22 protein-coding genes and 1 pseudogene are annotated in these 26,243 nt (G+C 72.3%); 6 read left to right on the top strand and 17 right to left on the bottom strand.

The annotated features are described in order from the left end of the window. Nucleotides 1-12 precede the first annotated feature (12 nt). From ABZ340_RS16165 to ABZ340_RS16145, 5 genes are all read right to left on the bottom strand, one after another. Nucleotides 13-525: a DUF6879 family protein gene (locus ABZ340_RS16165; RefSeq protein WP_358782412.1), complete on the bottom strand. Its 513-nt coding sequence runs from the start codon at nt 523-525 to the stop codon at nt 13-15. Then, nucleotides 506-772, bottom strand: a complete 267-nt coding sequence (locus tag ABZ340_RS16160) for a hypothetical protein (protein ID WP_358782411.1) — start codon at nt 770-772, stop codon at nt 506-508. Before ABZ340_RS16160 ends, ABZ340_RS16165 begins: the two co-directional genes overlap by 20 nt. A 328-nt stretch (nt 773-1,100) precedes the next feature. Further along, the gene (locus tag ABZ340_RS16155) at nt 1,101-1,619 is read right to left on the bottom strand and encodes a DUF6879 family protein (protein ID WP_358782410.1); all 519 of its coding nucleotides are present in this window, start codon (nt 1,617-1,619) and stop codon (nt 1,101-1,103) included. Further along, nucleotides 1,603-1,839: a DUF397 domain-containing protein gene (locus tag ABZ340_RS16150; RefSeq protein WP_358782409.1), complete on the bottom strand. Its 237-nt coding sequence runs from the start codon at nt 1,837-1,839 to the stop codon at nt 1,603-1,605. Before ABZ340_RS16150 ends, ABZ340_RS16155 begins: the two co-directional genes overlap by 17 nt. Nucleotides 1,840-1,850: 11 nt before the next feature. Then, complete coding sequence (locus tag ABZ340_RS16145; RefSeq protein WP_358782408.1) at nt 1,851-2,705, bottom strand: helix-turn-helix transcriptional regulator; 855 nt, start codon at nt 2,703-2,705, stop codon at nt 1,851-1,853. A gap of 224 nt (nt 2,706-2,929) precedes the next feature. Between ABZ340_RS16145 and ABZ340_RS16140 the strand changes: the two genes are divergently transcribed. Then, nucleotides 2,930-3,406, top strand: a complete 477-nt coding sequence (locus ABZ340_RS16140) for an ATP-binding protein (protein WP_358782407.1) — start codon at nt 2,930-2,932, stop codon at nt 3,404-3,406. A 93-nt stretch (nt 3,407-3,499) separates the two neighbouring features. On the opposite strand, the gene ABZ340_RS16135 is transcribed toward ABZ340_RS16140, so the two are convergent. Continuing rightward, complete coding sequence (locus ABZ340_RS16135; RefSeq protein WP_358782406.1) at nt 3,500-4,705, bottom strand: hypothetical protein; 1,206 nt, start codon at nt 4,703-4,705, stop codon at nt 3,500-3,502. A gap of 207 nt (nt 4,706-4,912) precedes the next feature. Here ABZ340_RS16135 and ABZ340_RS16130 point away from each other — a divergent pair. Further along, nucleotides 4,913-5,089 (top strand): annotated as a pseudogene (locus tag ABZ340_RS16130) (sigma factor); the annotation flags it as partial. Nucleotides 5,090-5,688: 599 nt separating this feature from the next. On the opposite strand, the gene ABZ340_RS16125 reads toward ABZ340_RS16130, so the two are convergent. Further along, nucleotides 5,689-6,255, bottom strand: a complete 567-nt coding sequence (locus ABZ340_RS16125; protein ID WP_358782405.1) for an acyl-CoA thioesterase — start codon at nt 6,253-6,255, stop codon at nt 5,689-5,691. A gap of 119 nt (nt 6,256-6,374) precedes the next feature. Here ABZ340_RS16125 and ABZ340_RS16120 point away from each other — a divergent pair, with 119 nt between their 5' ends. Beyond that, entirely contained in the window at nt 6,375-7,679 is a 1,305-nt protein-coding gene (locus tag ABZ340_RS16120) for an LCP family protein (RefSeq protein WP_358782404.1), read from the top strand. Between the two features lie 18 nt (nt 7,680-7,697). Here ABZ340_RS16120 and ABZ340_RS16115 read toward each other — a convergent pair whose 3' ends face one another. Continuing rightward, nucleotides 7,698-9,278 carry an LCP family protein gene (locus tag ABZ340_RS16115; protein ID WP_358782403.1) on the bottom strand — a complete coding sequence of 527 codons (1,581 nt, stop codon included), beginning with the start codon at nt 9,276-9,278 and terminating at the stop codon, nt 7,698-7,700. Between the two features lie 73 nt (nt 9,279-9,351). On the opposite strand from ABZ340_RS16115, the gene ABZ340_RS16110 reads away from it, so the two are divergent. Continuing rightward, the gene (locus ABZ340_RS16110; protein ID WP_358782402.1) at nt 9,352-10,437 is read left to right on the top strand and encodes a glycosyltransferase family 2 protein; all 1,086 of its coding nucleotides are present in this window, start codon (nt 9,352-9,354) and stop codon (nt 10,435-10,437) included. Nucleotides 10,438-10,492: 55 nt separating this feature from the next. Here the strand turns inward: ABZ340_RS16110 and ABZ340_RS16105 are convergent, their stop codons facing one another. The 5 genes from ABZ340_RS16105 to ABZ340_RS16085 form a co-directional block, all read right to left on the bottom strand. Continuing rightward, complete coding sequence (locus tag ABZ340_RS16105; protein WP_358782401.1) at nt 10,493-12,169, bottom strand: LCP family protein; 1,677 nt, start codon at nt 12,167-12,169, stop codon at nt 10,493-10,495. A 90-nt stretch (nt 12,170-12,259) separates the two neighbouring features. Next, nucleotides 12,260-14,017 (bottom strand): LCP family protein, encoded by a 1,758-nt coding sequence (locus tag ABZ340_RS16100; protein ID WP_358782400.1) that lies wholly within the window; start codon nt 14,015-14,017, stop codon nt 12,260-12,262. Nucleotides 14,018-14,464: 447 nt separating this feature from the next. Beyond that, entirely contained in the window at nt 14,465-16,363 is a 1,899-nt protein-coding gene (locus tag ABZ340_RS16095) for an LCP family protein (protein ID WP_358782474.1), read from the bottom strand. Between the two features lie 237 nt (nt 16,364-16,600). Next, a complete protein-coding gene (locus ABZ340_RS16090; RefSeq protein ID WP_358782399.1) occupies nt 16,601-17,830 on the bottom strand; it encodes an LCP family protein in 1,230 nt (409 codons plus the stop codon). Between the two features lie 158 nt (nt 17,831-17,988). Next, the gene (locus ABZ340_RS16085) at nt 17,989-18,744 is read right to left on the bottom strand and encodes a TIGR03089 family protein (protein ID WP_358782398.1); all 756 of its coding nucleotides are present in this window, start codon (nt 18,742-18,744) and stop codon (nt 17,989-17,991) included. 149 nt (nt 18,745-18,893) lie between these two features. Here ABZ340_RS16085 and ABZ340_RS16080 point away from each other — a divergent pair, with 149 nt between their 5' ends. Then, on the top strand, nt 18,894-20,327 hold the full coding sequence (locus tag ABZ340_RS16080; RefSeq protein ID WP_358782397.1) for a peptidoglycan recognition protein: 1,434 nt from the start codon (nt 18,894-18,896) through the stop codon (nt 20,325-20,327). Between the two features lie 211 nt (nt 20,328-20,538). Next, nucleotides 20,539-21,621, top strand: coding sequence for an NDP-sugar synthase (locus tag ABZ340_RS16075; RefSeq protein WP_358782396.1), 1,083 nt, complete (start codon nt 20,539-20,541; stop codon nt 21,619-21,621). A 185-nt stretch (nt 21,622-21,806) separates the two neighbouring features. Here the strand turns inward: ABZ340_RS16075 and ABZ340_RS16070 are convergent, their stop codons facing one another. The 4 genes from ABZ340_RS16070 to ABZ340_RS16055 all read right to left on the bottom strand — a co-directional run bounded on the left by ABZ340_RS16070 (nt 21,807) and on the right by ABZ340_RS16055 (nt 25,721). Continuing rightward, a complete protein-coding gene (locus tag ABZ340_RS16070; RefSeq protein ID WP_358782395.1) occupies nt 21,807-22,784 on the bottom strand; it encodes a DNA-3-methyladenine glycosylase 2 family protein in 978 nt (325 codons plus the stop codon). Between the two features lie 58 nt (nt 22,785-22,842). Further along, complete coding sequence (locus ABZ340_RS16065) at nt 22,843-24,153, bottom strand: coenzyme F420-0:L-glutamate ligase (RefSeq protein WP_358782394.1); 1,311 nt, start codon at nt 24,151-24,153, stop codon at nt 22,843-22,845. Continuing rightward, nucleotides 24,150-25,109, bottom strand: coding sequence for a 2-phospho-L-lactate transferase (gene cofD, locus ABZ340_RS16060; RefSeq protein ID WP_358782393.1), 960 nt, complete (start codon nt 25,107-25,109; stop codon nt 24,150-24,152). The genes ABZ340_RS16065 and cofD overlap by 4 nt, the downstream gene beginning before the upstream one ends. A 105-nt stretch (nt 25,110-25,214) precedes the next feature. After that, nucleotides 25,215-25,721, bottom strand: coding sequence for a cysteine dioxygenase family protein (locus tag ABZ340_RS16055; protein ID WP_358782392.1), 507 nt, complete (start codon nt 25,719-25,721; stop codon nt 25,215-25,217). Between the last annotated feature and the right edge of the window lie 522 nt (nt 25,722-26,243).

Here is a 26,243-nt window from a genome sequence, read left to right as displayed (position 1 = left end):
GGTGCGGACCAGTCAGGCCGGCTTGTACTCCTCGTGTGGCGTGGCCCGTTCCCAGATCGCTTCGAACGAATTCATGCACCACTTAGCCAGCGTGCCGTCACTGACGTACTCGCGCTCCATGAGTACGCCATCCCCGCTGAAATGGTGGAAGAGAACCAGTTCCTCGTCAAAGACCCAGAAATCCACTGCCGGAATGGCCAAGCCCTTTGTCTGGCGGCGAGGAAGCCAACGAACCTGCTCCCCGGCGGCGAGGTTCGTCACGGCGTAGTCGTACTCGAAGCAGACGTATTCCGACAGCGGTTCGGACACGACGCGAGCGCGGCGCACGGTCACACCCCGAGTCACGGCAGCGTGTACGGCGTCGTGCCAGCCTTCCCACCACGCTTCGCGGTTCCCCGGGTGGAACCGGCGGCCCTCTCGCCAAGCAAGGAAGTCCGGGTCTTCGGTCTGGTAGTGGTCGCGCACTTCCAGATGAACAGCGGATCGCCGGGCGTGGGACAGTGGTTCACGTGCTGGGGGCTGCATCTGTGGCGTCTCCATCCTGTCGCGGGATGAACTGGAGCATGACAGCGGGAAGCCTGATGATCGTCTCGTGATCCGGGACGTCCGTGGAGTGGCCGGGGATGGAGCCGACCTCCTGGCAGGCTTTTACTTCCTCCTCGGTCGCCTTGTACGACTGGATCAGAAGGTCTCCCGTCTCCTCATCGAGCCAGATCGTCGGTGAGTCGTCCTTGCCGGTGTTGGGCGTGATCCCGAGGAACTTGTAGGGCATGACTGCTCCCGGTGTCGATGCGGTTGCACTCGCTTGCGGGAGCGTCGCCCTGTTGAGTCCTGGCGTCAAGGGCGCCAGCAGACGGCCGTAGTTGGGTCGGGGGCACGCACGGCCCCTAGCCAGGGACGACGTAGTGATGTTCATGGGGAAACCCCGGGCCCCAAGAAGGGGTATTTGCACAGGGCAGATCATCTTTTGCCCGTAAAGCACCCAGATCTGCGAAGGCGCGAACCAGGTCCAGCGGAACGTGATGGCATGCAACCTGCCCTGACATCTGTGCTCAGGGGAAACCCCGGACGGCTCTTCAGCCCGGTCCGGGGCTTCGCCGTCAAACGGCGAGGCTCTTCACGTACTTCTCGAAGGGCACCGATTCGGAGAGAGCGATGCGCTGGTACTCACGAAAGGGCTCGGGGTCGCCATCGTGCAGTTCCCGGCTGATCTGGGTTCCGTCTGCCTCGTAGTGCATGAGCACGACTCGGGAACGATCGAACATCCAGAAGTCGGGAGCTCTCTCAAGGGGATTGGGGCGGCCGGTCACATCAAGGATGCGGACATCCTCCCCGGCCTCGACGTTGTGACGGTAGTACGCGAACTCGAACCGGAGGTAGTCCGAGAGCGGTCGCGTGACGACGTGAACCCGCCCGACGCTGCGACCGTCGGCAACGTACGCCTGGACCCGATCGAACCAGGGCTGTGTCGCTTCCCGCGTCACCGGGCCACCGGCCAGGAACTCGGCGATGGTCTCTTCCTCTTGGGGGACGCGGCAGACCGGGAGCGTCTCCAGGCGCCATGCCGCTCGTTGCATCGCGTCGAACGCACTCCGCCAAGCCTCACCAGCCAAGAGCACGGACAGCCTCCCCTGAGATCGTTTCCGGAATATCGGCCAGGGCTTCCCCCTCCGCTGCGTGGGTGAGGAAGTCCACCCAGGCGGTGGGCGGAAGGGCGAGATGAGGGCCGGCCGGGTTCTTGGAGTCGCGGACCAGGACCGCGGTCGGGGTGGTGGCTATCTCGACGCAGTTGGAGCCGTCGCCGCTGTAGGTGGACTTCCGCCAGTCAAAGGTCTGCATGGTCGGTTCCTTCACAGGTCCTGGATGCGGTGGTGGATGAAGTCGCGAGTCTTGGCGGGGTCCAGCGCACAGGACTCCATGCGGTCCAGTACCGCGCGGTACTTGCTCAACTGAGCTTCTGCGTCGAGGAATTCGCAGGCGCCGTGATGCGAGTCCAGTTGGACCGTGTCGAGCTGCGGGACGGAGCCCTCGATGTAGTCGAAGGACTGACCGGTGGTCGGGAAGTGGTCCGCGCCGAAGGGGATCACCCGGATGGTGACGTGGGGCAGTTCGCTCATGTCGAGCAGGTGCTTGAGCTGGCCACGGGCGACTACCGGGCCACCGAAGTTCATCCGGAGCGCCGCTTCGTGAATGATCGCCGCGTACGGGGGTGGGTCCGCCCGGTGCAGGATGCCTTGCCGTTTCACGCGATGCGTGAGGCGGTGCTCGATCTCGTACTGGCGCATCGGTGGGACCACCGCGCGAAAAAGGGAGCGGGCGTGGTCGGTGGTCTGGAGCAGCGCCGGGATGTGGATCAGGAGGGCCACGCGGAACCCGGAGGCGTGATGCTCCAGCTCGGCCAGGTCGATCAAGGCGACCGGTACATGGTCGCGGTACTCCTCCCACCAGCCGCGTGTGCGTCGGCCCGTCATCGCGGCGAGGGCATCGATCAGCTCCTCGTCGCGGCAGTCGTAGGTGTGCGCCATGGAGCGGAGCCGGTCGGCGCTGATGGGCGTGCGGCCGGTCTCGATCATGCTGACGCGTGCCTGGTTGACGCCGAGGAGTTCGGCTGCGCCCGTAGCGGTGAGTCCGGCCCGCTCGCGAAGTTTGCGCAGCTCCGCCCCCAGCCTTCGCTGCCGGAGCGTGGGGCTGTTGGTGGGCGGCACGGCATCTCCTTTCTGGCCGCGACGCGGCGTTGCACTCCCTCACACGAGTGAAGCATGGATGGTTTTAGCGGGATTCGTTAGATGCATCTAACTGACTGCTCTACGGTTCTCATGTACCGCCCAACTCGCCGCCCCCATAAGCCGGAAGCGCACCACCCCAGGCACAGCCACCGCTCGGCGCGGCCGGTCGGGCAAGCCGTCTCCCCTTTCTCCCGGAGGTCTCCATGGGCACCGTATCCCTGTCCGACACCTGGGTGTACGCCCTCCGCCTGCCCCACGACCCCAGAGCCGCACGCGTCGCACGCATGACCGTACGGGCCGCCCTCGACGGGCACGGCAGACACGAACTGCTGGACACCGTGGAACTGCTGGCGTGCGAGCTGGTCACCAACGCCTACCGGCACACCGGCGGGCCCTGCTCGCTGCGGCTCACCGCGCTGGACGACGGGCGGCTGCGCGTCGGGGTGTGGGACGGCGATCCGCGCGTCCCCGCGCCCTTCGCCGGGCCGCACGGAGGCCGCGCCGTCCCCGCCCCGCCCGGCGCGGTCGGCGGGCGCGGGCTGCACCTCGTGCAGGAGTACGCCGACTCGTGGGGTGCCTGGTCGCTCGGCGACGGCGAGGGCGGCGGCCTTCCGGGGTGCGGGGCGGGGAAGCTGCTCTGGTTCGAGACGGGGAGCCCCGGCCCCCGGCCCACGGCGTGACGCAGAGGGCCGGGGACCGGAGGCCGGGACCGGGGGCCGGGGGTCAGGGACCGGGGGCCGGGGCCGGGGATGCTGCCCTGGTTTCTTGTCCGCTCAGCGGCCTTCGGTCAGCAGGACCGGGGCCGGCAGGCCGGTCTCGCCCGTGTCGTGGCCGGTGATCACGAGCCCCTGTGGGGTCCACGTCAGACCGCTCAGGTACCGGCTGCCGGCCGGGCCGCCCACCGGCACGTCCAGGGGTGACCAGCGCCCGTCGCGCAACCGCATCCCGTACGGCCTGCCGTCCGGCCGTTTCCCGGCCACCGCCACCCCGCCGGGCGTGAGCGTCAGGTCGTCGACCCGCCCGGCGTCCGCGGGCACCGGGACCTGCTGCCAGGCGTGGCCGTCCCAGTGCGCGACCAGGGCGTGCCCGGTGTCCTCGTCGTCGTTCAGCTTCCGGCCCGCCGCCCAGATGTCGCCGGGGCCGCGCACCTCCAGGTCGACGAGTTCACCGTTCACCCCGTCGTACGGGACCGGAACGCGGGACCAGGCGCCGCCGTCGTAGTGCAGCATCACGGGCTTGTCCTCGGCCGTGTATCCGGAGACCCACACGTCGTCGGCGCCGACGGCCGCGACGGAGCTGACCGACAGGGAGGTGGCGTCCGGCACGGGCACGATGTGCCACGCGTCGCCGTCCCAGTGCTGGACCAGCGCCTCGTCGTGCGACTCCTGGGTCGTCCCGCCGGGCTTGCCGGGGGTGGGCGTCTCGCTGTCGACGACCTGGATCCAGCCGACCGCCCACGCGTCGTCGGCGGAGCGGGCGGACACGTCCAGCAGCCCGCCGCCGGCGAGCGGCACCCCCTCGGGCGCCGGGGCGTCGATCACCTGCCAGCCGGTGCCGTCCCAGTGCTGGGTGCGGAAGGTCCCGCGCGCGTCGTCGTAGAGGCCGACGGCCCAGGCGTCGTCCTGCGACACGGCGCTGATCTCGTTGATCTGGTCGAAGCTCTGGCCGAACGCCGGCATCGGGATCTCCCGCCAGCCCCGCTCGCCGTCGTCCCGGGAGAGCAGCAGCGGCGCCGAGCGCTGGGCCTTGCCCTCCTGGGTCACCCGTATCCCGTACGCCCAGGTGGTGTCGCCGTCCACCCGGGTGATGCCGGTCAGCGCGGCGGTTCCCGTGTCCGGCAGCTCTCCCGCGGACCACCGCACGCCGGCGTGCGCGGTGGCCGACGACACGACGGCCACCGCGGCGGCCAGGACCACGGCGGCCGTTCTCAGCCGTGTCTTCCGCATCTCCCGTGCCTTCCGTACGCGTATTGCACTCATGCCGAGCACTTCCTGTTCCTTCTCGGGGGCAACGCCTGTCACCCCTGCCAGTGCGCCGGGAAGGGCGGGGGGTTGCACCGGGTGCCGGATTGGGTGCCGGATCGGGCGCGGAGGAATCGCGTTCCACGGTGCCGCAACCCGGGGCGGGTGCCGGCGCACTGAAGGGGCGGGACGGTCCGTGTGCGCGGCCCGGGAAAGCGGGGAGGGATGAAGCGCGGCGAGGGCGCGCTGCACGAATTCGTCGGGAGCAGACGCCTGGCGCTCTTCCGGAGCGCCTACCTGATCTGCGGCAACCGCGACGAGGCGGAGGACCTGGTCCAGACGACGTTGGTCAAGGTGGTCCTCGGCTGGCGGCGCCTGCACGGACTGGACAACGTCGAGGCAGCCACCCGCGGCAGGTCCCGGTCCCGGGGCGCGCCGGACGGCGACTACGCCGTCCGCCGGGACGGTGGCGTCGGCTACCTCCACATCGCCCTGCGGGACGAGAAGTACACCAAGGCCAAGACGGGCGCGGACAGCCCGGCCGACGACCTCTGCGCACCGGACCGGGGCGAGGACCCCCGCGCCGACTGCGTGCGCGAGGAGCTGTCCGGCGGGCGCGTACTGACGATCTGGCGGCAGCCGGCGGGGCGGACGTCCGGCACCCCGTCCTGGGGCGAGGAGCTGCACGCCCGGCTGATGTTCCCCGACGGCCAGGCCCTGTACGTGCGGGACAGCACCGGTTACCGCGGTCAGGGCCGGCTCGGGCCCCTGCTGAAGACCCCGCCCCTCACCCGTGAGCAGCTCCGCGCCCTGGTCCTGCGGCCGGAACTGACGGCCGGAGCGCAAGGGGAGCCCGGAGCGCAAGGGGAGCCCGGAGCGCAGGGGGAGCCCGGAGCGCAGGGGGAGCCCGGAGCGCAGGGGAAGCACGGGGAGAGCGGGACGCCCGGGAAGTAGCGCCCCCCCGCCCCCCGCCCTGTGCGCCGGACGCCGGGCGCCGCAGGTCAGTCCTCGAGCCCCTCCGCCGCCCGCTTCTCCCGCAGCTCCATGATCGCGCGGCGGCGGGCCAGGCGGTGGGTGCGGCGGATCTGGGCCTCCTGGTAGCGGCGCTTGTCCTGCTCGGTCTCGGGGATCACCGGCGGCACGCGGCGCGGCTTGCCGTCGGCGTCCACGGCGGCGAAGACGAGGTAGGCCGAGCCGACCTGGGTCGGCGGGGCGGACTCGTTCCAGCGCTCGGCCAGGACCCGCACGCCGACCTCCATCGAGGTCCGGCCGGTCCAGTTGACCTGGGCCTTCACATGGACGAGGTCGCCGACGCGGACCGGTTCGAGGAACGCCATCTCGTCCATGGAGGCGGTGACGGCCGGTCCGCCGGAGTGGCGGCCGGCGACGGCGCCCGCCGCGTCGTCGACCAGTTTCATGATCACACCACCGTGCACCGTACCGAGGAGGTTGGTGTCGTTGTGGGTCATGATGTGGCTCAGGGTGGTGCGGGACGCCGACACCGGCTTGCCCGGGATCTCCGGGGTTCCGGTCTCGGCGGTCGAGGCGTGGTCTGCCTGGTCTGTCATGGCCTCCACCTTATGCCGGGGCGACAACGGCGTATTTTGTGTCAGCTTCGCAACAGCGCGGCCCCCGTTTTCCGACGACCCTTGTATGCGGCACAGCGGGGACCTGCACACTGGGAGCCATGAGTGATTGGCCCGAGGGATGGTCCGGCGAGGACCGCGGCAGGTACGGACGCGGCAGCGCGAGCGCGCAGCCCGAGGGCGCGCGCGTGATGCGGCAGGTCCGCCGCGGCCCGGCGGGGCCGCCCGGCCAGGGCCCCGCGGCGCCGCCCCACGGCGGCCGGGTGCCGCAGCAGCCGTCGTACGTCGACGGCCGCGGCCACGACGGATACGCCGATCCGGGCGGTCCCGGCGGCTACGACAGCGGCTACAACACCGGCCAGGTCTACGGCACCCCCGGCGGCCGGGGCCCCGGCGGTCCCGGGGCGCGCGGCCCGCGCCCCGCGCCGAACTGGCGGCGCCGCATCAAGGTGACCTCGATCACCGTCGTGACCGTGCTCGTGGCCACGACGATCGGCACCTACTTCTGGGCCGACTCCAAGCTCAACCGCGAGGTCGACCTGTCGAAGGTCATCGAGCGGCCGGAGGCGGGCGAGGGCACCAATTACCTGATCGTCGGCTCCGACAGCCGCGAGGGCATGTCGGCCGAGGAGAAGAAGAAGCTGCACACCGGGTCCGCCGAGGGCAAGCGCACGGACTCGATGATGATCCTGCACACCGGCGGCAACGGCTCCACGCTGATCTCCCTGCCGCGCGACTCGGACGTGGAGATCCCGAGCTTCGTGGGATCGGAGTCCGGCAAGCGGTACGAGGCCACCGGCCGGCACGTGAAGCTGAACGCCGCCTACGCCGAGGACGGCCCCGAGCTGCTGGTGCGCACCGTCGAGCACAACACCGGGCTGCGCATCGACCACTACGTCGAGATCGGCTTCGCCGGCTTCGCCAACATCGTGGACGCGGCCGGCGGCGTCGAGATGGACATCCCGCAGGACATCAAGGACACCAAGTCCGGCGCCGACTTCGAGAAGGGCAGGCAGACCCTGAACGGCGAGGAGGCCCTCGCCTTCGTCCGCACCCGCTACGCGCTGGCCGGCTCCGACCTGGACCGGACGAAGAACCAGCAGAAGTTCCTGTCCGCCCTGGCGAGCCAGGTGGCCACCCCCTCCACGGTCCTCAACCCGTTCAGGCTGTACCCGACCATGGGCGCCGGCCTGGACTCCCTGATCGTCGACAAGGACATGGGCCTGTTCGACCTGGCCGACATGTTCCTGGCGATGAAGGGCGTCAGCGGCGGCGACGGGAAGTCCCTGAACATGCCGATCGCGGGCAACGCCCCCAACGGCAACCTCCAGTGGGACACCGCCAAGGTCAAGCAGCTCGTGGAGCAGCTGAAGAACGACGAGACGGTGACCGTCTCCGGCAACTGAACCCCGCAGGGGCGGGCCCTACGGCTTCCCGCACACCACCTCGTCGCCGCGCACCACGCCGCCCGGCTGCCGGACCGGCTGCTCGGCGCGGACCTTGCGGACCCCCTTGAAGTCGGTGCCCGCGATCACCTTCAGCGTCGGCCCGAGCCCGGCGACCGGGCGCAGCTCGCTGCCCGGCAGGGCCGCGGCGAGCGACTCGGCCGAGCGGTCCCAGCGGGGGTCGTAGGCGACGACGGTCCGCCGGACGGTACGGTCCGCGGCGTTCACCGGCGCCCGGGTGGTGCCGAAGCCGAGCGCCGCCAGCGCCGTGTCCACCCGCCGGCCCAGCCCGGCCGTGTGCGTGCCGTTCTCGACCTGGACGCGGATCTGCCGCGGGTCCACCGGCACGGTCGGCACCGGCGTGGCGCGCGGCCGGTGCGCGGCCAGCGGCTTGTCCTCGCGCAGCGCCCGGAAGAGCCGCTCGGACTGGACGGGGTCCCACTTCAGGGTCGAGCCGACGCCCTTGACGGCGTACCCCATCTCCTCGATGGGCACCGTGGCGAACTCCGACGACGAGGGGGAGAAGTTCCGCATCGCCCGGCCCAGCGCCAGCAGCTCGTCGGTGCCGAAGCCCTTGTCGGCGCGTACGGAGCCCAGCACGGCCCGCGTCATGTCCCGGAACCTGATCGGGTTCAGCAGGATGCCCGAGGAGGTCGCCCGGTCGATGAGGGCGGCCAGGAACTGCTGCTGGCGCTGCATCCGGCCCAGGTCGGAGGCGCCGTCGAGGTGGCGGGAGCGGACGTACTGCAGGGCCTGCCCGCCCGACAGGGTGTGGGTGCCGGCCGGCAGGTCGAGGCCGGTGTGGCTGTCCTTGAGGGGCCGGGCGGTGCACACCTGTACGCCGCCGAGGACGTCGACGGTCTTCATGAAGCTGGTGAAGTCGACCTCCAGATAGTGGTCGATCTTCACGCGGGTCATGGCCTCGACGGTGCGGATGGTCAGCTGGGGGCCGCCCTCCGCGTACGCCGCGTTCAGCTTGAGCGGGTGGCCGCCGTGCCGCCTGCCGGTGGTGGTGTCGGTGTGCGCGGGCGTCACGGCGTAGGAGTCGCGCGGCAGGCTCACCACGCTCGCCCGCTCCCGGTCCTCCGAGATGTGCACGATCATGATGGTGTCGGTGCAGTGGCAGGGCGCGCCGCCCAGCCGGTACCGGTGCCGCTCCTCGGGGGTGATCCGGTCGCGGCCGTCGGTGCCGACGAGCAGGACGTTCATGCCGTGCCCGGCGCGCGGCCGGTTCTTCATGTCCTTGAAGGCGTCGACCCGGGCGATGTCCGCGTCCAGGTCGCTGAGGACCGTGTGCCCGATGCCGGCCGAGGCGAGCACCACCACCGACAGCGTGGTCACCACCCGCAGGGCCCAGCGCGGCCGCTTCCGCCCGGCGGCGGGCCCCGGCGCCGCCGCTCCCGAGGGCCGCGGGCGGCGCCGGGGCGGCGGGGGCCCGCCCCGCGCGGGTGCGGCCGGGACCCTGGGGGAGGGTGAGCGGGACGGCGTGGGCAAGGGGAAACCTCCGCGAGGACTGGCCCTGGAACCGGACGTGGGAATCCGTGAGCACCGTAGGCCCATACGATCTGCGGCCCGGTGCAGCGGCCCCCGCGGCGCGCACCCGTGTCCCCCGTTCGCGGTAACGTGAGCACCGATGAACGCCAACTCCGACGTGCAGCTTCCCGCCGTGTCCGTGATCATGCCGGTCCTCAACGAGGAGCGGCATCTGCGCGGAGCCGTCCAAGCGATCCTCGCGCAGGAGTACGCCGGCGAGATGGAGGTCGTCATCGCCCTCGGTCCGTCCACGGACCGCACGGACGAGATAGCCGCCCAGCTCGTCCGCGAGGACCCGCGCGTGCACACCGTGCCCAACCCCAGCGGGCGCACCCCGGCCGCGCTGAACGCCGCGATCAAGGCATCCCGGCACCCGGTCGTGGTGCGCGTCGACGGGCACGGCATGCTCTCGCCGAACTACATCGCCACGGCCGTACGGCTGCTGGAGGAGACCGGCGCGCAGAACGTCGGCGGCATCATGCACGCCGAGGGCGAGAACGCCTGGGAGGACGCGGTCGCCGCCGCCATGACGTCGAAGATCGGCGTCGGCAACGCCGCCTTCCACACCGGCGGCCAGGCGGGCCCCGCCGAGACGGTCTACCTCGGGGTGTTCCGGCGCGAGGCGCTGGAGCAGCAGGGCGGCTACAACGAGGAGTTCATCCGCGCCCAGGACTGGGAGCTGAACTTCCGCATCCGCGAGGCCGGCGGGCTGATCTGGTTCTCGCCCGAGCTGAAGGTGTCCTACCGGCCCCGGCCGAGCGTCAAGGCCCTCGCCAAGCAGTACAAGGACTACGGCCGCTGGCGGCACGTCGTCGCCCGCTACCACGCCGGCTCCATCAACCTGCGCTACCTCGCCCCGCCGGCCGCGGTCTGCGCGATCGCGGCCGGGATCGTGGTGGGCGCGGCGCTCACCCCGTGGGGCTTCGTGATCCCCGGCGGCTATCTGGCGGCGATCGTCGCCGGGTCGGTGCCGGCCGGCAAGGGGCTGCCGCTGAAGGCGCGGGCGCAGATCCCCCTCGCGCTGGCGACCATGCACATGTCGTGGGGCTGGGGCTTCCTGACCAGCCCGCGGTCGCTGGCCCGCAAGGTGATCGCGAGCCGGCGCCCGGCGGTCCACGCGGACACGGGCACGGGCGCGAACGTGAGCACGGGTACGGGTACGGGCGCGGACGCCGGTTCGCGGTGAGGGCCGGACACGTCCGGTCCTCAGGAGAAGGAGAGGACCGGGGCGCGGCCGGCCGTCAGGACCAGGTGAACGCCGGGTTCACGTGCATGCACGCCTTGTCGTCCGCCCCGTTGAGGGCCTGAGCCGTCCTGGGCGTCTTGTCGTCGCTCTTGGGCGCCCGGTACGCCGTACCCTCCCGCCAGTCCGCGCCCACGACGAGCGTGACGCCCGAGACGTCCGTCGACTGCTTCACCGAACTCACCGGAATCCCCAGGGCCTTGGCGACCCGCTGGGCGTCGCCCTCCAGTTCGGCGCTCGGGTAGCGCACGACGGTCCGGTCCTCGCTCGCGGCGGTGGCGGGGTCGGCGACCGCCTGCGTGAAGCCCTTGTCCACCAGCAGCCCGGCGACCGTGCGCGCCCGCCCGCTCGCCGGGGCCAGGACGTCGGTACGGGTGCCGTTGCGGACCTGCACCGCGATCTCGCCGTCGGCGGCGGCCGGGTCGTCCGACTCCTTCTCCGGGGTCTTCTTCACGCTTTTGCCGTCCAGCGGGATGTCCTCCCGCACCAGCCGGAAGAGCTGCTCGGCGTCCTCGGTCGGCTCCACGCGGGCGCCCACGTACCGGTTGGGCATCGTGGTCATGGTGATGCGCTCCGGCTTCACCTTGCGCAGTTCGGTGCTCAGGTCGTACAGCTTCTTGACGGTGTCCAGGCCCGGGTCGACGGTGAGCGCCTCGGTGGCCTCCTCGGCGAGGCGGCGCAGCTTGTTCGGGTTGCTCAGGGTGGCGTTCTCGCGGAGCCGGCGGATCATCGAGCTCATGTACATGTGCTGCGCCTTGGCGCGGGCGAGGTCGCTGCCGTCCTCGAAGCCGTACCGGGTGCGCAGCCACTGGAGGGCCTGCTCGCCCTTGACCGGGTGGGTGCCCTCGGGCAGCTTCAGGCCCGAGCCGTGGCCCTTGCGGTCGCGGGAGTGGATGTTGGCGTCCACGCAGACCGGGACGCCGCCGACGGCGTCCGCCATCGACACCACGCCCGCGAAGTCGACCATGATGAAGTGGTCGATGTGGATGCCGGTGAGCTCCTGCCAGGTCGCCACCGTGCAGCCGGGGCCGCCGTGGCCGAGGCTCTGGTTCGTCATCGTCCGGCCGACGGTGGCCGGGTAGACCTTCCCGTCGTCCGGGTCGGTGCACTTGGGGATCTTCACCAGGGTGTCGCGCGGCATGCTGACCACCGACATGTTGCTGCGGTCGGCGGACAGGTGCACCAGCATCTGCACGTCCGCCAGCGGCGTGCCGCCGAACGTCTCCCGGGCGCCGCCCAGCTTCTGGTTCTCCTCGGTGTCCCGGGCGTCGGAGCCGATGACCAGGATGTTCAGCGGAACCTGCCCGGCGGCGTTCGGCGTCGGCTTGGCGACCTTGCTGTCGCCCAGGTTCAGGGGGTCCTTCTCGATGTTGCCGTTGAGGTGCTGGTAGTAGAGGTATCCGGCGCCGGCCGTGCCGAGTATCAGCACCGCCAGGGTGACCGCGGACCAGCGCAACGCGCGGTGCCCGCGCCGCGGCGGCCGGCGCCTGGTGCCGCGGGCGTGGACCTCACCGCCGTCTGCGCCGTGCCTGCCGTCTCCGCCGTCACGGGGCGGCGCTGCGGCCGGGTGTGCCTGCGGGCCCTTCGCGGGCGGGCGATCGTCACCCCGCGGCCGCTGCCGGGCCCGCCGGGCCGGCGGCGGCGCGTCCTCCTCCTGCACACTGTTCCGGGTCACTTCCCGTCCTCCCCACCCTCGTGCCGTCGGCACAGTCCCGCCTGTCGTCCTGTAGGACGCGTGACGGGCCCCTCAGGTCCACTTCCGGCCTCAGCCGGCGCACTGCACCTTGTCCGCCGTGGACTTCTCCACGTCGGGTGCTTTCTGCGGCGCGGTGAGCTTCACTCCGGCGCCCTTGAAGTCCTTGCCCAGGGTCAGGGTCATCGTCGGCATGCCCTGGGCGTTGGTGACGCTCTCGCCCGGTTTCATGGCCGCGCCCGGCAGGCCGAGGATGTCGGCGAGGCGGCGGGCCTGGTCGGCCTGGTCCGGCGCGTACTCCAGCGTGGTCCTGGCGAGCTGCGCGGGCGCGTTGCCCAGGTTCTCGGACTTGTCCACGCCCTGCTCGGTCTGGAGCCAGGCCAGGGTCTCCTGCGCGCTGCCGGCCGGTGCGCCGCCGTTGAGGATGCGGACCCGCACCTCGGAGGGGTCGGACCTGGCGCCCTTCAGCCGGGCGGCGACAGCGGCGGCCTCCTGCTTCTTCTTCTCCTTGACCGCGGTGAGCGAGACGTCGTTGACGATGGTGTCGAAGAGCTGGGGGGCCTTCGACTGGTCGAGGACGACCGTCACCGGGCGCTTCTCGGCGGGGTTGTCGACCACCGGCACCGTGGTGAAGGAGATGTTCTTCGTCGGCACCTTCTTCAGCTCCAGGGCGATGTCCTTGAGCGTGCCGACCTTGCCGATGGCGGAGTCCACGGTGAGCGCCTTGGTGGCGGCCTCGGCGAGCTTCACCAGCTTGGTGGGGCTGGTCAGGGTGTCGCCGGAGGACATCTTCCGCATCAGCGAGCCCAGGAACTGCTGCTGCACCTTGATGCGGTCCAGATCGCCCTGGTTGCCGAAGCTGTGCCGGGTGCGGACGAAGGCCAGGGCCTGCTCGCCCTCGACCTTGGACTCGCCCGCGGGCAGGTTCAGCTTGGACTGTTTGTCGTTGACGGCGTGGGTCAGGCAGACGTTCACGCCGTCGACCGCCGTGGTCAGCGTCTTGACCGCGTTGAAGTCGGCCATCATGAAGTGGTCGACCGGGATGCCGGTGGTCTCCTGCACCGTGCGCATGGTGCAGCCCGGGTCCCGGCCGCCCTCGCCGAGGCTCCGGTTGAAGCGGACGCCCTGCGAGCCGGGGACGATCCGGGTGGAACCGTCGGCCTGCTTCGTCGGGCAGTCGGGGATGTCGACGATCAGGTCGCGGGGGATGCTCAGCGCGGTGGCGTTGGTGCGGTCCTTGGAGACGTGCAGCAGGATCGTGGTGTCCGCGTGCCCGCTGCTGCCCTTGTCGCCGTAGCCCTCGTTGCCCGCGCCGGTGCGCTTGTCGGTGCCGATGACGAGGATGTTGAAGGCCTCGTCCTTGCTGAAGCTGCTCTTGCCCGCGCTGCCGACGTCCGTCGTCGAGACGTTGTCCTCCAAGTGCTTGAGGTAGAGGTAGCCGCCCGTGCCGGCGGCGAGCAGCACCAGCGCCATCGTGCCGCCGGACCACAGCAGGACCTTGCGGCCCCGGGCCGTCTTCTTTCCCTGTGGCTTCCCCTGTGGCTTCCCCTGCGGTGCCGGGCGGCGCCCGCGCCGCTCCGGCGGCCCCTCGGGCGCGCCGCGGCGCCTGCGCTGGGACGGCACCTCCCGCCGGGCCTCACGGGCGGGCGTCTCGCTGCCGGGAGCCGGGGCGCGGCGGGAGGCGCCGCCGTCCGCGCCACGCGGTCCGGGCACGGGCGACTGCGGTGCGGAAGGGGACAGTCGCAGTTCGTATTCGCCGGTGCGCGGATTGAGTACCCACTGGTCTGCGGGGTCGATGTTGTCCGCCCGCCCACGGCCTTGCGCGTCCACGGTCGTCCGATCCTCCGTCGGGGCCACGCGGCACCTTCCGGAAAAGGCGCTCGGTGATGGTCAGCACAGTGCACGACGCCAGGGCGGGCCACGCGGCGGGGAGCACTGGATCGCTCACACTATCCGCCCAGTTCAGCGTCGAACGACGTCAGTGACAAATTCGACGTCCCTATAACAGGGCAATTCCTCCCATTCCCTTGACAGGATGGCTACCCGCGGTGAATCGGGTGTCCGTCCGTGCACGGAGCGTGTCCACGCGCCACGCCGTTCCGTCCGCCCCGGGCCGTACGCCGGCGGATGCGCCGCTCGCGTCCACGCACTGTTGGACGCACGAACCCGCGCGATGGCTGTACGGAGATTTCCGGCACCGGTTCCGGCACCGGCGGCCCGGCGGCACCGGCGCGGCACCGGCGGCCCTGTGGGCGCCCCCGGGCCGCCGGGACCGCGTCACTTGGCGCACTGCACCTTGTCCGCCGTGGACTTCTTCACGTCGGGTGCTTTCTGCGGCGCGGTGAGCTTCACTCCGGCGCCCTTGAAGTCCTTGCCCAGGGTCAGGGTCATCGTCGGCATGCCCTGGGCGTTGGTGACGCTCTCGCCCGGTTTCATGGCCGCGCCCGGCAGGCCGAGGATGTCGGCGAGGCGGCGGGCCTGGTCGGCCTGGTCCGGGGCGTACTCCAGCGTGGTCCTGCTCAGCTCCGCGGGGGCGTCGCCGGCGTTCTCGGACTTGTCCACGCCCTGCTCGGTCTGGAGCCAGGCGAGGGTCTCCTGGGCGGCGCCGTCCTTCGCGCCGCCGTTGAGGATGCGGACCCGGACCTCGGAGGGGTCGGACCTGGCGCCCTTCAGCCGGGCGGCGACGGCGTCCGCCTCCTTTTTCTTCTTCTCCTTGACCGCGGTGAAGGAGACGTCGTCCTGGATCGCCTGGAAGACCTGGAGGGCCTCCGCCTCCTTCAGGACCACCGTCGCCTTGACCGTCTCGTTGGGGTTGTCGGCCACCGGGACGGTGGTGAACGTCAGGTTCTTGGGGTTGAGCTTGCCCAGCTCCATCCCCAGGTCCTTCAGCTTGCCGATGCTCTTGAGCTGGGAGTCCACGGTGAGGGCCTTGGTGCCCGCCTCGGCCAGCTTCACCATCTTCGACGGGCTGGTCAGCGTGTCGTTGGACTTCAGCTTGCGCATCAGCGAGCTGAGGAACTGCTGCTGGATCTCGATACGGCTCAGGTCACCGCCGAAGCCGACCGAGTGCCGGGTGCGCACGAAGGCGAGGGCCTGTTCGCCCTCGATGGTGTGCGTGCCCGCCGACAGCTTCAGGTGCGAGTCCGGGTCGTCGATGTCCTTCGCCAGGCAGACCTCGACGCCGCCGACCGCCGAGGTCAGCGTCTTGACCGCGTTGAAGTCGGCGACCATGAAGTTGTCGGGCGTGACCCCGGTCAGCTCGGTGACGGTCCGCATGGTGCAGCTGGGCGTACGGCCTTCCTGGCCGAGGCTCTCGTTGAAGCGGGCGCCCTGCGAGCCGGGGATGACCTTCGTCGTCCCGTCCTCCTGCGTGGTCGGGCAGTCGGGGATGTCGACGATCAGGTCGCGGGGGATGCTCAGCGCGGTGGCGTTGGAACGGTCCTTGGAGACGTGCAGCAGGATCGTGGTGTCCGCGTGCCCGCTGCTGCCCTTGTCGCCGTAGCCCTCGTTGCCCGCGCCGGTGCGCTTGTCGGTGCCGATGAGCAGGATGTTGATCGGCTGGTCCTTGCGGAAGCCGCCGGTGCTCGCGCCGTCGTCGGGCAGGGACTCGATGTTGTCGTTGAGGTGCTGGAGATAGAAGTAGGCGGCTCCCGCGGTGGCGACGAGGACGAACGCCAGCGAGCCGCCGGTCCACAGCAGGATCCGCCTGCTCCGCGCCTTCTTCTTCGCCGGCCGCCGTCCGCGCCGTCCCGGCGGGGGCGTCTCGGGCGCGCCGCGGCGCCGGCGCCGCGACGGAGCCGCCCGGTCCGGGGCGAGGCCGTCGCCGCCCGGGGAGGTTTTCCCCGGGCCGGGTGCGCCGCTCCCGGGGGCGGGCGCCGTGCGGGCTCGCGCCGCCCTCGCCGAGGTGGCCGCACCGGGTGTCCCGGGTGCCCCGGGCGCCCCATGCGCCCCGGGTGCTCCGGGTGTGGCTCTGCGCGGGCCGGGCACGGTCGGCTGCGGTGCCGGCCAGGGGGCCGCCTGAGACACCGTCCGGGGCGCCGACTGCGGTGCCGCCTGGGGTACCGGCTCCGGTGCGGAAGGAGGCAGTCGCAGTTCGTATTCGCCGGTGTTCGGATTGAGCACCCACTGGTCTGCGGGGTCGATGTTTCCCGCCCGCCCACGGCCTTGCGCGTCCACGGTCGTCCGTTCCTCCGTCGGGGCCACGCGGCGCCTTCCCCAAGGCGCTCGGGTCTCGGTCGATCAGTGCGCGACCCCAGGCGGAACCGTGCGGTCGGGCACACCGGATCGCTCACACTAATCGCCCAGTTCAGCGCCGTACGACGCCGGTGACAAATTCCACGCCCTTTACACCCGGGCAATCCGCCCATATTCGGGGACGAAGTCCGTTTCCTGTGAGAACCCTTGGAGCGCGCTTTACGCGCAGCCGTCCTCGGCGGCGGTGTTCCCGTGGAACGTCGGCGCCGGGGAAACGGAGCCGGAGGGCTCGTCGGCCCGCATTTCGCGGGACTTTCCGCGGTCGCGTCCGTACGCGCCGTGGCCGCCCGGCGCCTCCGTCACCGCCACCGGTTCGTCCCTCCGCAGCCGTTCGAACAGTTTCTCCGCCTCGGCTTCCACGAGCTGGTCACGATTGGCGTCACGCGCATACGACTCCCGCGGAACGGTCAGGAATTGCACCCGCTCGGTGGGGATGTCGCGCAGGCCGCGCGCGAGTTCGTACAGACCGCGCAGACTCGCCAGTCCCGGATCGGTGGTCAGGGCCGAGGTCGCCGCGTCCAGGACCGGATACAGCTTCACCGGATTCAGCAGGACGTCATTGCTCTGGACCTTGTCGGCCAGCGCGCCCAGGAAGCGCTGCTGCCGTTCCATGCGGCCGGTGTCGCTGCCGTTCCCGAGCGTCTTGCGGACGCGGACGTAACCGAGTGCCTGCTCCCCGTCGAGCGTCACCCGGCCCGCGGGCAGTTTCAGCCCGGCCGCCTTGTCGTCGATCGGTTCGCTCAGGCACACCTCGACGCCGCCGACCGCGTCGACCATCTCCTTGAAGCCGTGGAAGTCGACCACGACGTGGTGGTCGATCCGGATGCCCGTCAGCTTCTCCACGGTCCGGATCGTGCAGGCCGAACCGCCCGCCTCGAAGGCGTAGTTGAGCATCGTGAACACCGGTTCGGTCCGGGACCCGTCCGCCCGGCGGCAGCCGGGCACCTCCACCATCAGGTCGCGCGGCACCGAGACGGCGGTGGCGCTGTGCCGGCCCGCGGCCAGGTGCAGCAGGATCGTGGTGTCCGATCGCGCGGTGCCCGAGTCCCGCCCGTAGCGGGCGTTGCCGTCGCCGGAGCGGGTGTCGGACCCGATCAGCAGGATGTTCCGCGCGCCGCGGACCAGCGCGGTGGGCCGCTCCTTCTCGTAGCGGGCGAGCTCGGCCGCGGCGGCCTCGTCCGGCGTGATGTTGCCGTCCAGCTTCGCGTACACCGCCCACCCCGCGCCCACGGCGGCGGCGACGGCCCCGCACACCGCGAGCGCCGTCACCCGCCGCCGGCGCCGCCGCCGGCGGCGCTTCAGCCCCGCCCCGGTCGCGGACGCGCCCGCCCCCGGACCCAGGGTCCCCGTGGCCCCGGTCCCGTCGGACGCGTCTGCGGTGTCACTCACGTCTGGCTCCGCCCCTCGTGCCGTACGAGCGTGTCCTGCGTGCCGCGGGCCTGCCGCCGCCGGTTCCGCGCGGGTCTCGCCGCTGCCGCTCTTACGACGATGGCGCGGATGGGCGGCGGGGGAGGGGCGGGGAGGGCCGAATGGGGGAGGGGGCGGTGCTACCGCGCCGTCGCCGTCACCCGTTCCGCCTCGATCCGCTTGTCCAGCGCCTCCGCCTCCAGCCGCTCCAGATGCCGGCACAGCACCACCGACCCGCCGGTGGCCAGCGGCGCGTACAGGCCCGCGCTGAGCCCCTCCCACGTGTCGTACGGCAGCCCGGACAGGATGCGCGACCCCGGCCCCGTCAGGCCGAGCCCCGTCGCCTCCGCCCGCGCCCGCTCGACCACTTCCGCCGCGCTGAACTCCCGCCCGGCCACGATCAGCGCGGGCGCCTCCGGATCGACCGGCGCGTACGGGACGAACCGGTCCCCCTGCCCCGGCACCTCCACGGCATAGTCGGCGAAGCCCTCCGGCGGCTGCGGGAAACGTCCCCCGAGCGGACGCAGCGCCAGCGCGATCCGCGCCCCGGAACACGCCCGCGCCGCCTGGAGCGTCTCCGGTCCGCTCACCACCACGTCGGCCGCCGCCGGGTCGCCGGCGACATCGGCGACGACGCCCACCGACGCGCACGCCAGCAGCCACACCGCCGTCTGCCAGTGCGCGGGCAGCAGCAGCGTCACCCGGTCGCCGGGTTCGGCGGACAGTTCGTCCTGGAGGAGGTTGGCGGTCTTGGCCACCCAATTGGCGAAGGTGGCCACGGACAATTCGACGCGCTCGCCCGTCGCGTCGTCGTAGAAGGTCACCAGGGGGCGCCCGGGGTCCGCGGCGAGCGCGGAACTCAGCAGGTCGGCAGGGGTACGGTCGCTCGCGTTCACCCACGCAAGCGTACGCGGGCGGGGGCCGGGCGCCGAGCGGACGGACGCCCGTGCCGTCGCCACGGTGTTACCGGTTCGGGCTAATACACCCGACATGCCGACAATTTACGGTTAGACAGATTTGTCATTTCATGTCCAAGATCAGGGGCATGCGTGGATTCCTTGCTTCCTCCATCGGCGTCACCTGCGCGGCCGCCCTCGCTCTTCCCCTCGCCCCGCCCGCGGCCGGGACAACCGCGAGACCGGTGCCGACCGCGGAAGCTCCCGCGACCCCGACCGGAGCCGGCCGGTCGTCGTACGTCCCCGGCGGCACCCAGTCGCTCCCCCTCGAACCCCTGCCCCGCGACCGCGCTTCCGGCGCCGCCGAACAGGGCCTGCCGCGCCGCGACGTACGGCACTTCTCGCTCGTCGGCGTCGTCTGGGACGAACCCGGCACCGAGCTGCACGGCCGCGTCCAGGTCCGTACCCGCGCCGTCGGCACCGGCACCTGGTCCGCCTGGCAGGAGCTCGAGACACACCACGCCGACCACGGGGCCGACCCCGGCACGGCCGAGCGCGGGTCCGGCCGCGTGCGCGGGGCCACCGCGCCGCTGTGGGTGGGCGAGTCGGACGGCGTCGAGGTGCGGGTGCGGGCGGAGCACACGCGCGGGACCGGGAGCGGGACCCGGGCGGCGGGCGCCCCGGCCGCCGGGGGCCTCCCCTCCGGGCTGCGCCTCGAACTCGTCGACCCCGGCCGGGACGCCGCCGTGCCGCCGCCGGACGGCACGCCGGACGACGCGGCGGACACCCCCGGCTCCGGTGCCCACGGTGCCCCCGGCGCCCAGTCGGCCGAATCCGTCACCGCCTCCGCGGTCAACGCCGACCTCGCCCCGCTCGGCGCCATCGAGATCCCGGAGCTCAGCCGTGCCCAGACCGAGAGCGAGCTGCTCGCACTGGGAGCCGGTGTCCTGACCGGGCAGCAGCAGAAGGTCAAGCCGTACGTCGGGCCGCGCCCGCGCATCGTGACGCGCCGCGGCTGGGGAGCGGACGAGAAGCTGCGGGAGAAGAAGTTCGCCTACACGAAGAAGGTCAAGGCGGCGTTCGTGCACCACACGGCGTCCGGCAACAACTACCACTGCTCGCAGGCCCCGTCCGTCATCCGCAGTATCTACCGCTACCACGTCCGCAGCATGGGCTGGCGGGACATCGGCTACAACTTCCTCGTCGACAAGTGCGGGAAGATCTACGAGGGCCGCGCCGGCGGCGTGGCGAAGCCGGTCCTGGGCGCGCACACCCTCGGGTTCAACAGCAACAGCATGGGCATCGCCGTTCTCGGCACGTACAACTCCACCAAGCCCTCCTCCTCCGCCGTCAAGGCCATCGCACGGCTGGCCGCGTGGAAGCTCGGGCTGTACGGGATGAATCCGCGCGGCAAGACATACCTGAAGTCCGCCGGTGGCAATCTCTACCGAAAAGGAAAGAACGTACGACTGAACGTCATCTCCGGCCACCGGGACGGTTTCGTCACGGACTGTCCCGGGCGGAAGCTGTACGGCAAGCTCGGTACGGCCCGGTCGGCCGCGGCGCGGTACCAGGGCCGCTGAGGGGGAGAGGGCCGGCCGGGGAGCAGGGGCGGGCAGGGGACGGGGCGAGGGGGGCAGGGGGGACTCAAGAAAATCCAAGGGGGACTCGAACCGCCATCGGGGGCATGGGGCGGGACACCTCACGGCCATCGACGGCGCCAGGGAACGGTCTGCATACACTGGCCGGCCGAAAGACAGTTCGGCCGGTCCCGGCAGGAAGCAGAGACGACAGGTGACAGAAGCGATCCTCCTGGTCGGCGGCAAGGGCACCCGGTTGCGCCCGCTCACGGTGCACACGCCGAAGCCCATGGTCAGGGCGGCGGGGGTGCCGTTCCTCACGCATCAGCTGGCGCGGGCGAGAGCGGCGGGGGTCGAGCACATCGTGCTCGCGACGTCCTATCTGGCGGAGGTCTTCGAGCCGTACTTCGGCGACGGGTCGTCGCTGGGACTCCACATCGAGTACGTGACGGAGGAGGAGCCGCTCGGCACGGGCGGCGCGATCCGCAACGTGGCCTCCCGGCTGCACTCGGGGCCCGACGACCCGGTACTGGTCTTCAACGGCGACATCCTGACCGGCCTGGACATCCGGGCCCTGGTGCGGACCCACGAGTCGACGGGCGCGGACGTGTCCCTGCACCTGACGAAGGTGACGGACCCTCGCGCGTACGGCCTGGTGCCCACGGACGGGACGGGCCGGGTGCTGGCGTTCCTGGAGAAGCCGCAGACGCCGGAGGAGATCGTCACCGACCAGATCAACGCGGGGGCGTACGTCTTCCGCCGCTCGGTGATCGACACGATCCCGGCGGGGCGGCCGGTGTCGGTGGAACGCGAAACGTTTCCCCAGTTGCTGGCGGCCGGGGCACACCTGCAGGGCATGGTGGACTCCACGTACTGGCTGGACCTGGGGACGCCGGCGGCCTTCGTACGGGGGTCGGCGGACCTGGTGCTGGGGCGGGCGCCGTCCCCGGCCGTGCCCGGCCGCTGCGGGGACCGCCTCATATTGCCGACGGCGACGGTCGCGCCCGACGCCAAGCTGGCGGGCGGGACGGTGGTGGGGGAGGGGGCGTTCGTGGCGGAGGGCGCCCGGGTGTTCGGCAGCACGATCCTCCCGGGGGCCGTCATCGAACCCGGCGCCGTCGTCACCGACTCCCTCATCGGCTCCCGGGCCCGCGTGGGCGAACGGTCCGTCCTCACCGGGACGGTGATCGGCGACGGGGCGGTGGTCGGGCCCGACAACGAACTCCGCGAAGGCGTCCGCGTGTGGTGCGACGCGCGGATTCCGGCGGGGGCGGTGCGGTTCTCCTCCGACCAGTGAGCGGGGGCCGTCCGGCGGTGGGGCGGGGTGCCTGCGGCGGCCTGTGCGGGTGCCGTCCGGCGGTGGGGCGGGGTGCCCGTGGCGGCCTGTGCGGGTGCCTCCGGCGGTGGGGCGGGGTGCCCGTGGCGGCCTGTGCGGGTGCCTCCGGCGGTGGGCGCCAAGCGAACGCCGGACACCCGCCCCCGTCACAACCGCCCGATGTCCCCCACCGGCATCCGCGGAGCCCTCCGCGGCGGCACCCTCCCGCTCAGCAGGATCAGCCGGGCCGCCCGATGCCGCTGCCCGGCGTACGGCTCCAGCAGCCGCAGCATCTCCGCGTCGTCCGCGTACCGGTCCCCGGCCAGCGCCCACCCCACGATCCCCGGCAGGTGCAGGTCCCCGACGGTCACCGCGTCCGGCGCCCCGTGACTGCGCTGCACGGTCTCCGCCGACGTCCACGGCCCGATCCCCGGCACGGCCTCCAGCCGCGCCCGCGCCGCCGCCGGCTCCATCCCCGCGGCCTCCTCCAGCCGCGCGGCCACCCGTACGGCGCGCAGGATCGTGGACGCCCGCTTGTCGTCGACGCCCGCCCGGTGCCACTCCCAGGAGGGGATGAGCGCCCACGTCCGCGGCGCCGGCATCACGTACATCCGGTCCGGCACGGGGCCCGGCGCCGGATCCCCGTACGTCCGGACGAGCAGCCGCCACGCCCGGTACGCCTCGTCCGTCGTGACCTTCTGCTCCAGGACCGACGGGATCAGCGACTCCAGCACCAGCCCGGTCCGCCCCAGCCGCAGCCCCGGCCGCCGGTGCCGGGCCAGTGCCAGCAGCCGGTGCCGGGGCGCGAACGCGGCCGGGTCGTCGTCGGCGCCCAGCAGCCGCGGCAGGTGGTGGAGGAGCCACTCCGCGCCGGGACCCCAGGCTTCGCCCCGCACCTGCCCGCCGCGCGCGGTGACCCGCAGCGTCCCCGGCCCGGCGGGGGTCCGGCTGGCCCGCCAGACCGATCCGTCCGGCAGGGCCCGGAACGTGGGGTCGCCGGGGCCCCGGCGGAGGGGGCTGAGGACCAGGGCGAGGTCGAGCGGGCCGTCCGGCGCCCAGGTGCGGACCCGCGCCGGTGCCGCGGCCGGGCGCGGCACGGCGGCGGGGGCGCCGCGTACGGGCCTGGGGGCGAAGCGTCCTGCCACGAGTGGAGTCCCTGGGAAACGAGAGGTGTCCTACGAGGGTAGGCGCTCGCGGACGTCCTCAGCGCACGGTGAGGAAGGCGTCCGCGTCCCGCTCCGGGCGCGGCCCGGGTTCCCCGGCCGGGTGGCCGACGGCGACGGCGCCCATGGGGTCCCAGTCGTCCGGCAGGTCCAGGACCTCCCGTACGACGTCCCGGCAGAACATCGTCGACGACACCCACGCCGACCCCAGCCGTTCCCCGGCCAGGGCGACGAGGAAGTTCTGCACCCCGGCCCCGGCGGCGACCACGAACATCTCCCGCTCGGCCCCGTCGCGCCGCGCGTCCCCGTAGCTGTGGGCCCCGTCCATGACCAGGCAGGGTACGACGAGGCAGGGCGCGTTGCGCAGGACGTCGCCGCGGCGGATCCGCCTGGCGATGGACTCCTCGCTCCTGCCGTCCCGCCGCAGGTCCGCGATCCAGGCGTCCCGCATCGCGTCGAGCAGGCGGGTCCGGGCACCGGCGGATTCGAGGAGGACGAAACGCCACGGCGTGGTGTGGTGCGGGGCCGGTGCCGTCACGGCCGCGGCGACCGCCCGGCGCACCGCCCCCGGGTCGACCGGCTCGTCGGTGAAGGAGCGGACGGTACGCCGCTGGGTCACCGCCAGCCGTACCGCCTCCGAGGTGCCCAGGCGGAACATGTCGTCGCGGGCGCCGCGCACCATGGCCCGCGCTCCGGGACCGTCGTCGGCGGCGAGGGTGTGCGGCAGTCCGCGGACGACGGCCACGGGCAGACCGGCGGCCTTCCCCTTCACCAGGTCGCCGGCGGCGGCGAGCTCGTCCGCCGTGGCGACGACGGTGGCGCTGAGCGGATTGCCGTACGCGTCCGTGCCGCCGCGCAGGTCGTCCAGGACGCGGACGCCGGCCGCGCCGATCGCCACGTCCGTCAGGCCCGCGCGCCAGGGGCGGCCGAAGGTGTCGGTGATCACGACGCCGACCGTGACGCCGAGGGCGTCCCGCAGGCCGTCGCGGATCGCCCGGGCGGACGCGTCGGGGTCCTCGGGAAGCAGCAGGACGGTGCCGGCGGGGGTGTTGGAGGCGTCCACGCCGGCGGCCGCCATCACCAGGCCCTGGCGGTTCTCGACGATGCGGAGCGTGCCGCGCCGGGCGACCACGCGCACGGTCTCCCGGTCGATCGCCGCCTCGCGGTCGTCGGCCCGGACCAGGCGTCCCTCCGCCTTGGACACGATCTTGGAGGTGACGAGCAGCACGTCCCCGTCGGCCAGATCGGGTTCGGCCGCCGCGATCAGCTTGGCCAGGTCGTCGCCCCGGCGCACCTCCGGGATGCCGGGGACGGCCCAGACCCGGTAGCCGTCGGCGGGTGCCCCGGTCACGCGGCCCGCACCTCCTCCGCCAGCGCCAGAGCCTCCCTCGCCATCCGCGCGGCGGCGTCCACGTCGGTCATCATCAGCGGTACGGCCCGGCAGCGGATGCCGGCCGCTTCCACCCGCCCGACCGAGGGCGCGTCGACGGTGTCGACGAGCCAGCCGTCGAGCAGGCCCGAGCCGTAGTGCTCGGCGACCGCCGCCGCCGTGGACTCCACGCCGACCGCCGCGAGCACCTTGTCGGCCATGCCGCGCACCGGCGCGTCCCCGACGATCGGGGACAGGCCCACCACCGGCACCCCGGCGTCGGCGATCGCCTCCCGGATGCCCGGCACGGCGAGGATCGTGCCGACGGAGACGACCGGGTTGGACGGCGGGAAGAGGATCACGTCCGCCTCGGCGATCGCCTCCAGCACGCCGGGCGCCGGTTTGGCCTGCTCGGCGCCGACCGGGACGACCGCCTCGGCGGGGACCGAGGCCCGCAGCCGGACCCAGTACTCCTGGAAGTGGACCGCCTTGCGTTCGCCGTCGATCTCCACGGCGACATGGGTCTCGACGCGGTCGTCGGTCATGGGGATGAGGCGCACGCCGGGCTTCCAGCGGTCGCACAGGGCCTCGGTGACCGCGCTGAGCGGATAGCCGGCCCCGATCATCTGTGTCCGCACGATGTGCGTGGCGAAGTCCCGGTCGCCCAGGCCGAACCACTCCGGCCCGACGCCGTAGGCCGCGAGTTCCTCCTTGAGGTGGAAGGTCTCGTCGGCCCGTCCCCAGCCCTGTTCCTCGTTGATGCCGCCACCGAGCGTGTACATCACCGTGTCGAGGTCCGGGCAGACCTTCAGCCCGAAGAGGTGGATGTCGTCCCCGGTGTTGCCGATGACCGTGATGTCCGCGTCCGGCACGGCCCGCTTCAGACCGCGCAGGAACCGGGCACCGCCGATGCCGCCTGCCAGAACCACAATGCGCATTCCGACAGTGTGTCAGCCGCCGGGCCGGCTCGGTGAGGGCGGTGGCCCGCCGGCCGGGCGGGAGCCGGTCCGGCCGGCGGATACGCGGCGGGTACGGGAACGGTGTCAGGCGGCCGGTACGGCGTCGTGCGGCGCGGAGGCTGCGCACCGGGCGGCGTGCATGGGCATCTCCGTCAGTCCGGGGAAGTAGACGTGCAGGCTGACCGCCGGCTCCAGGCTGTCGTTGACCACCTCGTGCGCGTACCCCGGCACGAACACGTGCTGGGCTCCCGGCCGCAGCACGCGCGTGCCGCGCCGCGTGTGCTCGGTCAGGGTGCCGTCCAGCACGGTCAGCACGCCGGAGGAGGGGCCGTGGTCGTGCGGTCCGCTGCCCTGGCCGGGCACCCAGGACAGCAGCCACACCTCGTAACCGGGCCCGGTGTGCAGCCGGTGGTACCAGCGCGTGGTGGCGTCGTACCGGACGAGGGGCTCCCACCGGGACCGGTCGGCGGCGATGGACCGGGCCAGGCCGGCGAACTCGGCGACGGTGGCCGGGTGCTCGCGTGGGGGCTGGAGCAGGTGCGGGACTTCGAGGATGTCGCCGGCGATCTGGAGGTCGCTGTCGCTGTTCATGGGTGCGGTGGTTCCTCGGCGGGAGAGTGCGGAGAGGGAGGGAGGAGAGAGGAAGAGAGAGTGAGGAGAGAGAAGGGCGGGGTGCCGGGTCGCGGATCGTCCGCCCGGGTCGCGGGGAGACAAGTGTGCCCGGGTGGGGGCGGGGCGACGGGCGGGCCGGGACGCGTGGACTCGGCGGACAGCCGGAGCGGGCTTGGCTCAACAGCTGGGACGGCAACAGCTACAGCGAGCGCGGGCAGCACCGTGGGACCCGGCGGTGCGGGTCGTGGTGAGCGCCGAGTTCGCGAGCATGCCCCCAAGGAGAGCGGCTCACACCTCCACTGTCAACTCCGGACCCCCTGGGTGGGATGTGGTTCACCTCATCCGGTTCATCTCGCCGGTGAAAGGTTTGTGCAGGGGGGTTCCGGGACACATGGCGTCCAAGCCGGGCGCACAAGCCCCGTTGCGATCCCGTGATCGAAATGTGATCCGGTTCGCTTCGGTGCGCGTGCCGGAACGGGATCGAACCGCAGGGCGTCCTTC

This window comes from Streptomyces sp. NPDC006134 (assembly GCF_040628835.1).
Classification (GTDB): Bacteria; Actinomycetota; Actinomycetes; order Streptomycetales; family Streptomycetaceae; genus Streptomyces.
This window is presented reverse-complemented; position numbering and strand designations above follow the sequence as displayed.

Excerpts from the sequence above, each read along its gene's own strand:
- ABZ340_RS16165 (WP_358782412.1), bottom strand. The coding sequence starts at position 525 with ATGCAGCCCCCAGCACGTGAACCACTGTCCCACGCCCGGCGATCCGCT.
- ABZ340_RS16160 (WP_358782411.1), bottom strand. The coding sequence starts at position 772 with ATGCCCTACAAGTTCCTCGGGATCACGCCCAACACCGGCAAGGACGAC.
- ABZ340_RS16150 (WP_358782409.1), bottom strand. The coding sequence starts at position 1,839 with ATGCAGACCTTTGACTGGCGGAAGTCCACCTACAGCGGCGACGGCTCC.
- ABZ340_RS16140 (WP_358782407.1), top strand. The coding sequence starts at position 2,930 with ATGGGCACCGTATCCCTGTCCGACACCTGGGTGTACGCCCTCCGCCTG.
- ABZ340_RS16135 (WP_358782406.1), bottom strand. The coding sequence starts at position 4,705 with ATGAGTGCAATACGCGTACGGAAGGCACGGGAGATGCGGAAGACACGG.
- ABZ340_RS16125 (WP_358782405.1), bottom strand. The coding sequence starts at position 6,255 with ATGACAGACCAGGCAGACCACGCCTCGACCGCCGAGACCGGAACCCCG.
- ABZ340_RS16120 (WP_358782404.1), top strand. The coding sequence starts at position 6,375 with ATGAGTGATTGGCCCGAGGGATGGTCCGGCGAGGACCGCGGCAGGTAC.
- ABZ340_RS16115 (WP_358782403.1), bottom strand. The coding sequence starts at position 9,278 with ATGGGCCTACGGTGCTCACGGATTCCCACGTCCGGTTCCAGGGCCAGT.
- ABZ340_RS16110 (WP_358782402.1), top strand. The coding sequence starts at position 9,352 with ATGAACGCCAACTCCGACGTGCAGCTTCCCGCCGTGTCCGTGATCATG.
- ABZ340_RS16080 (WP_358782397.1), top strand. The coding sequence starts at position 18,894 with ATGCGTGGATTCCTTGCTTCCTCCATCGGCGTCACCTGCGCGGCCGCC.
- cofD (WP_358782393.1), bottom strand. The coding sequence starts at position 25,109 with ATGCGCATTGTGGTTCTGGCAGGCGGCATCGGCGGTGCCCGGTTCCTG.
- ABZ340_RS16055 (WP_358782392.1), bottom strand. The coding sequence starts at position 25,721 with ATGAACAGCGACAGCGACCTCCAGATCGCCGGCGACATCCTCGAAGTC.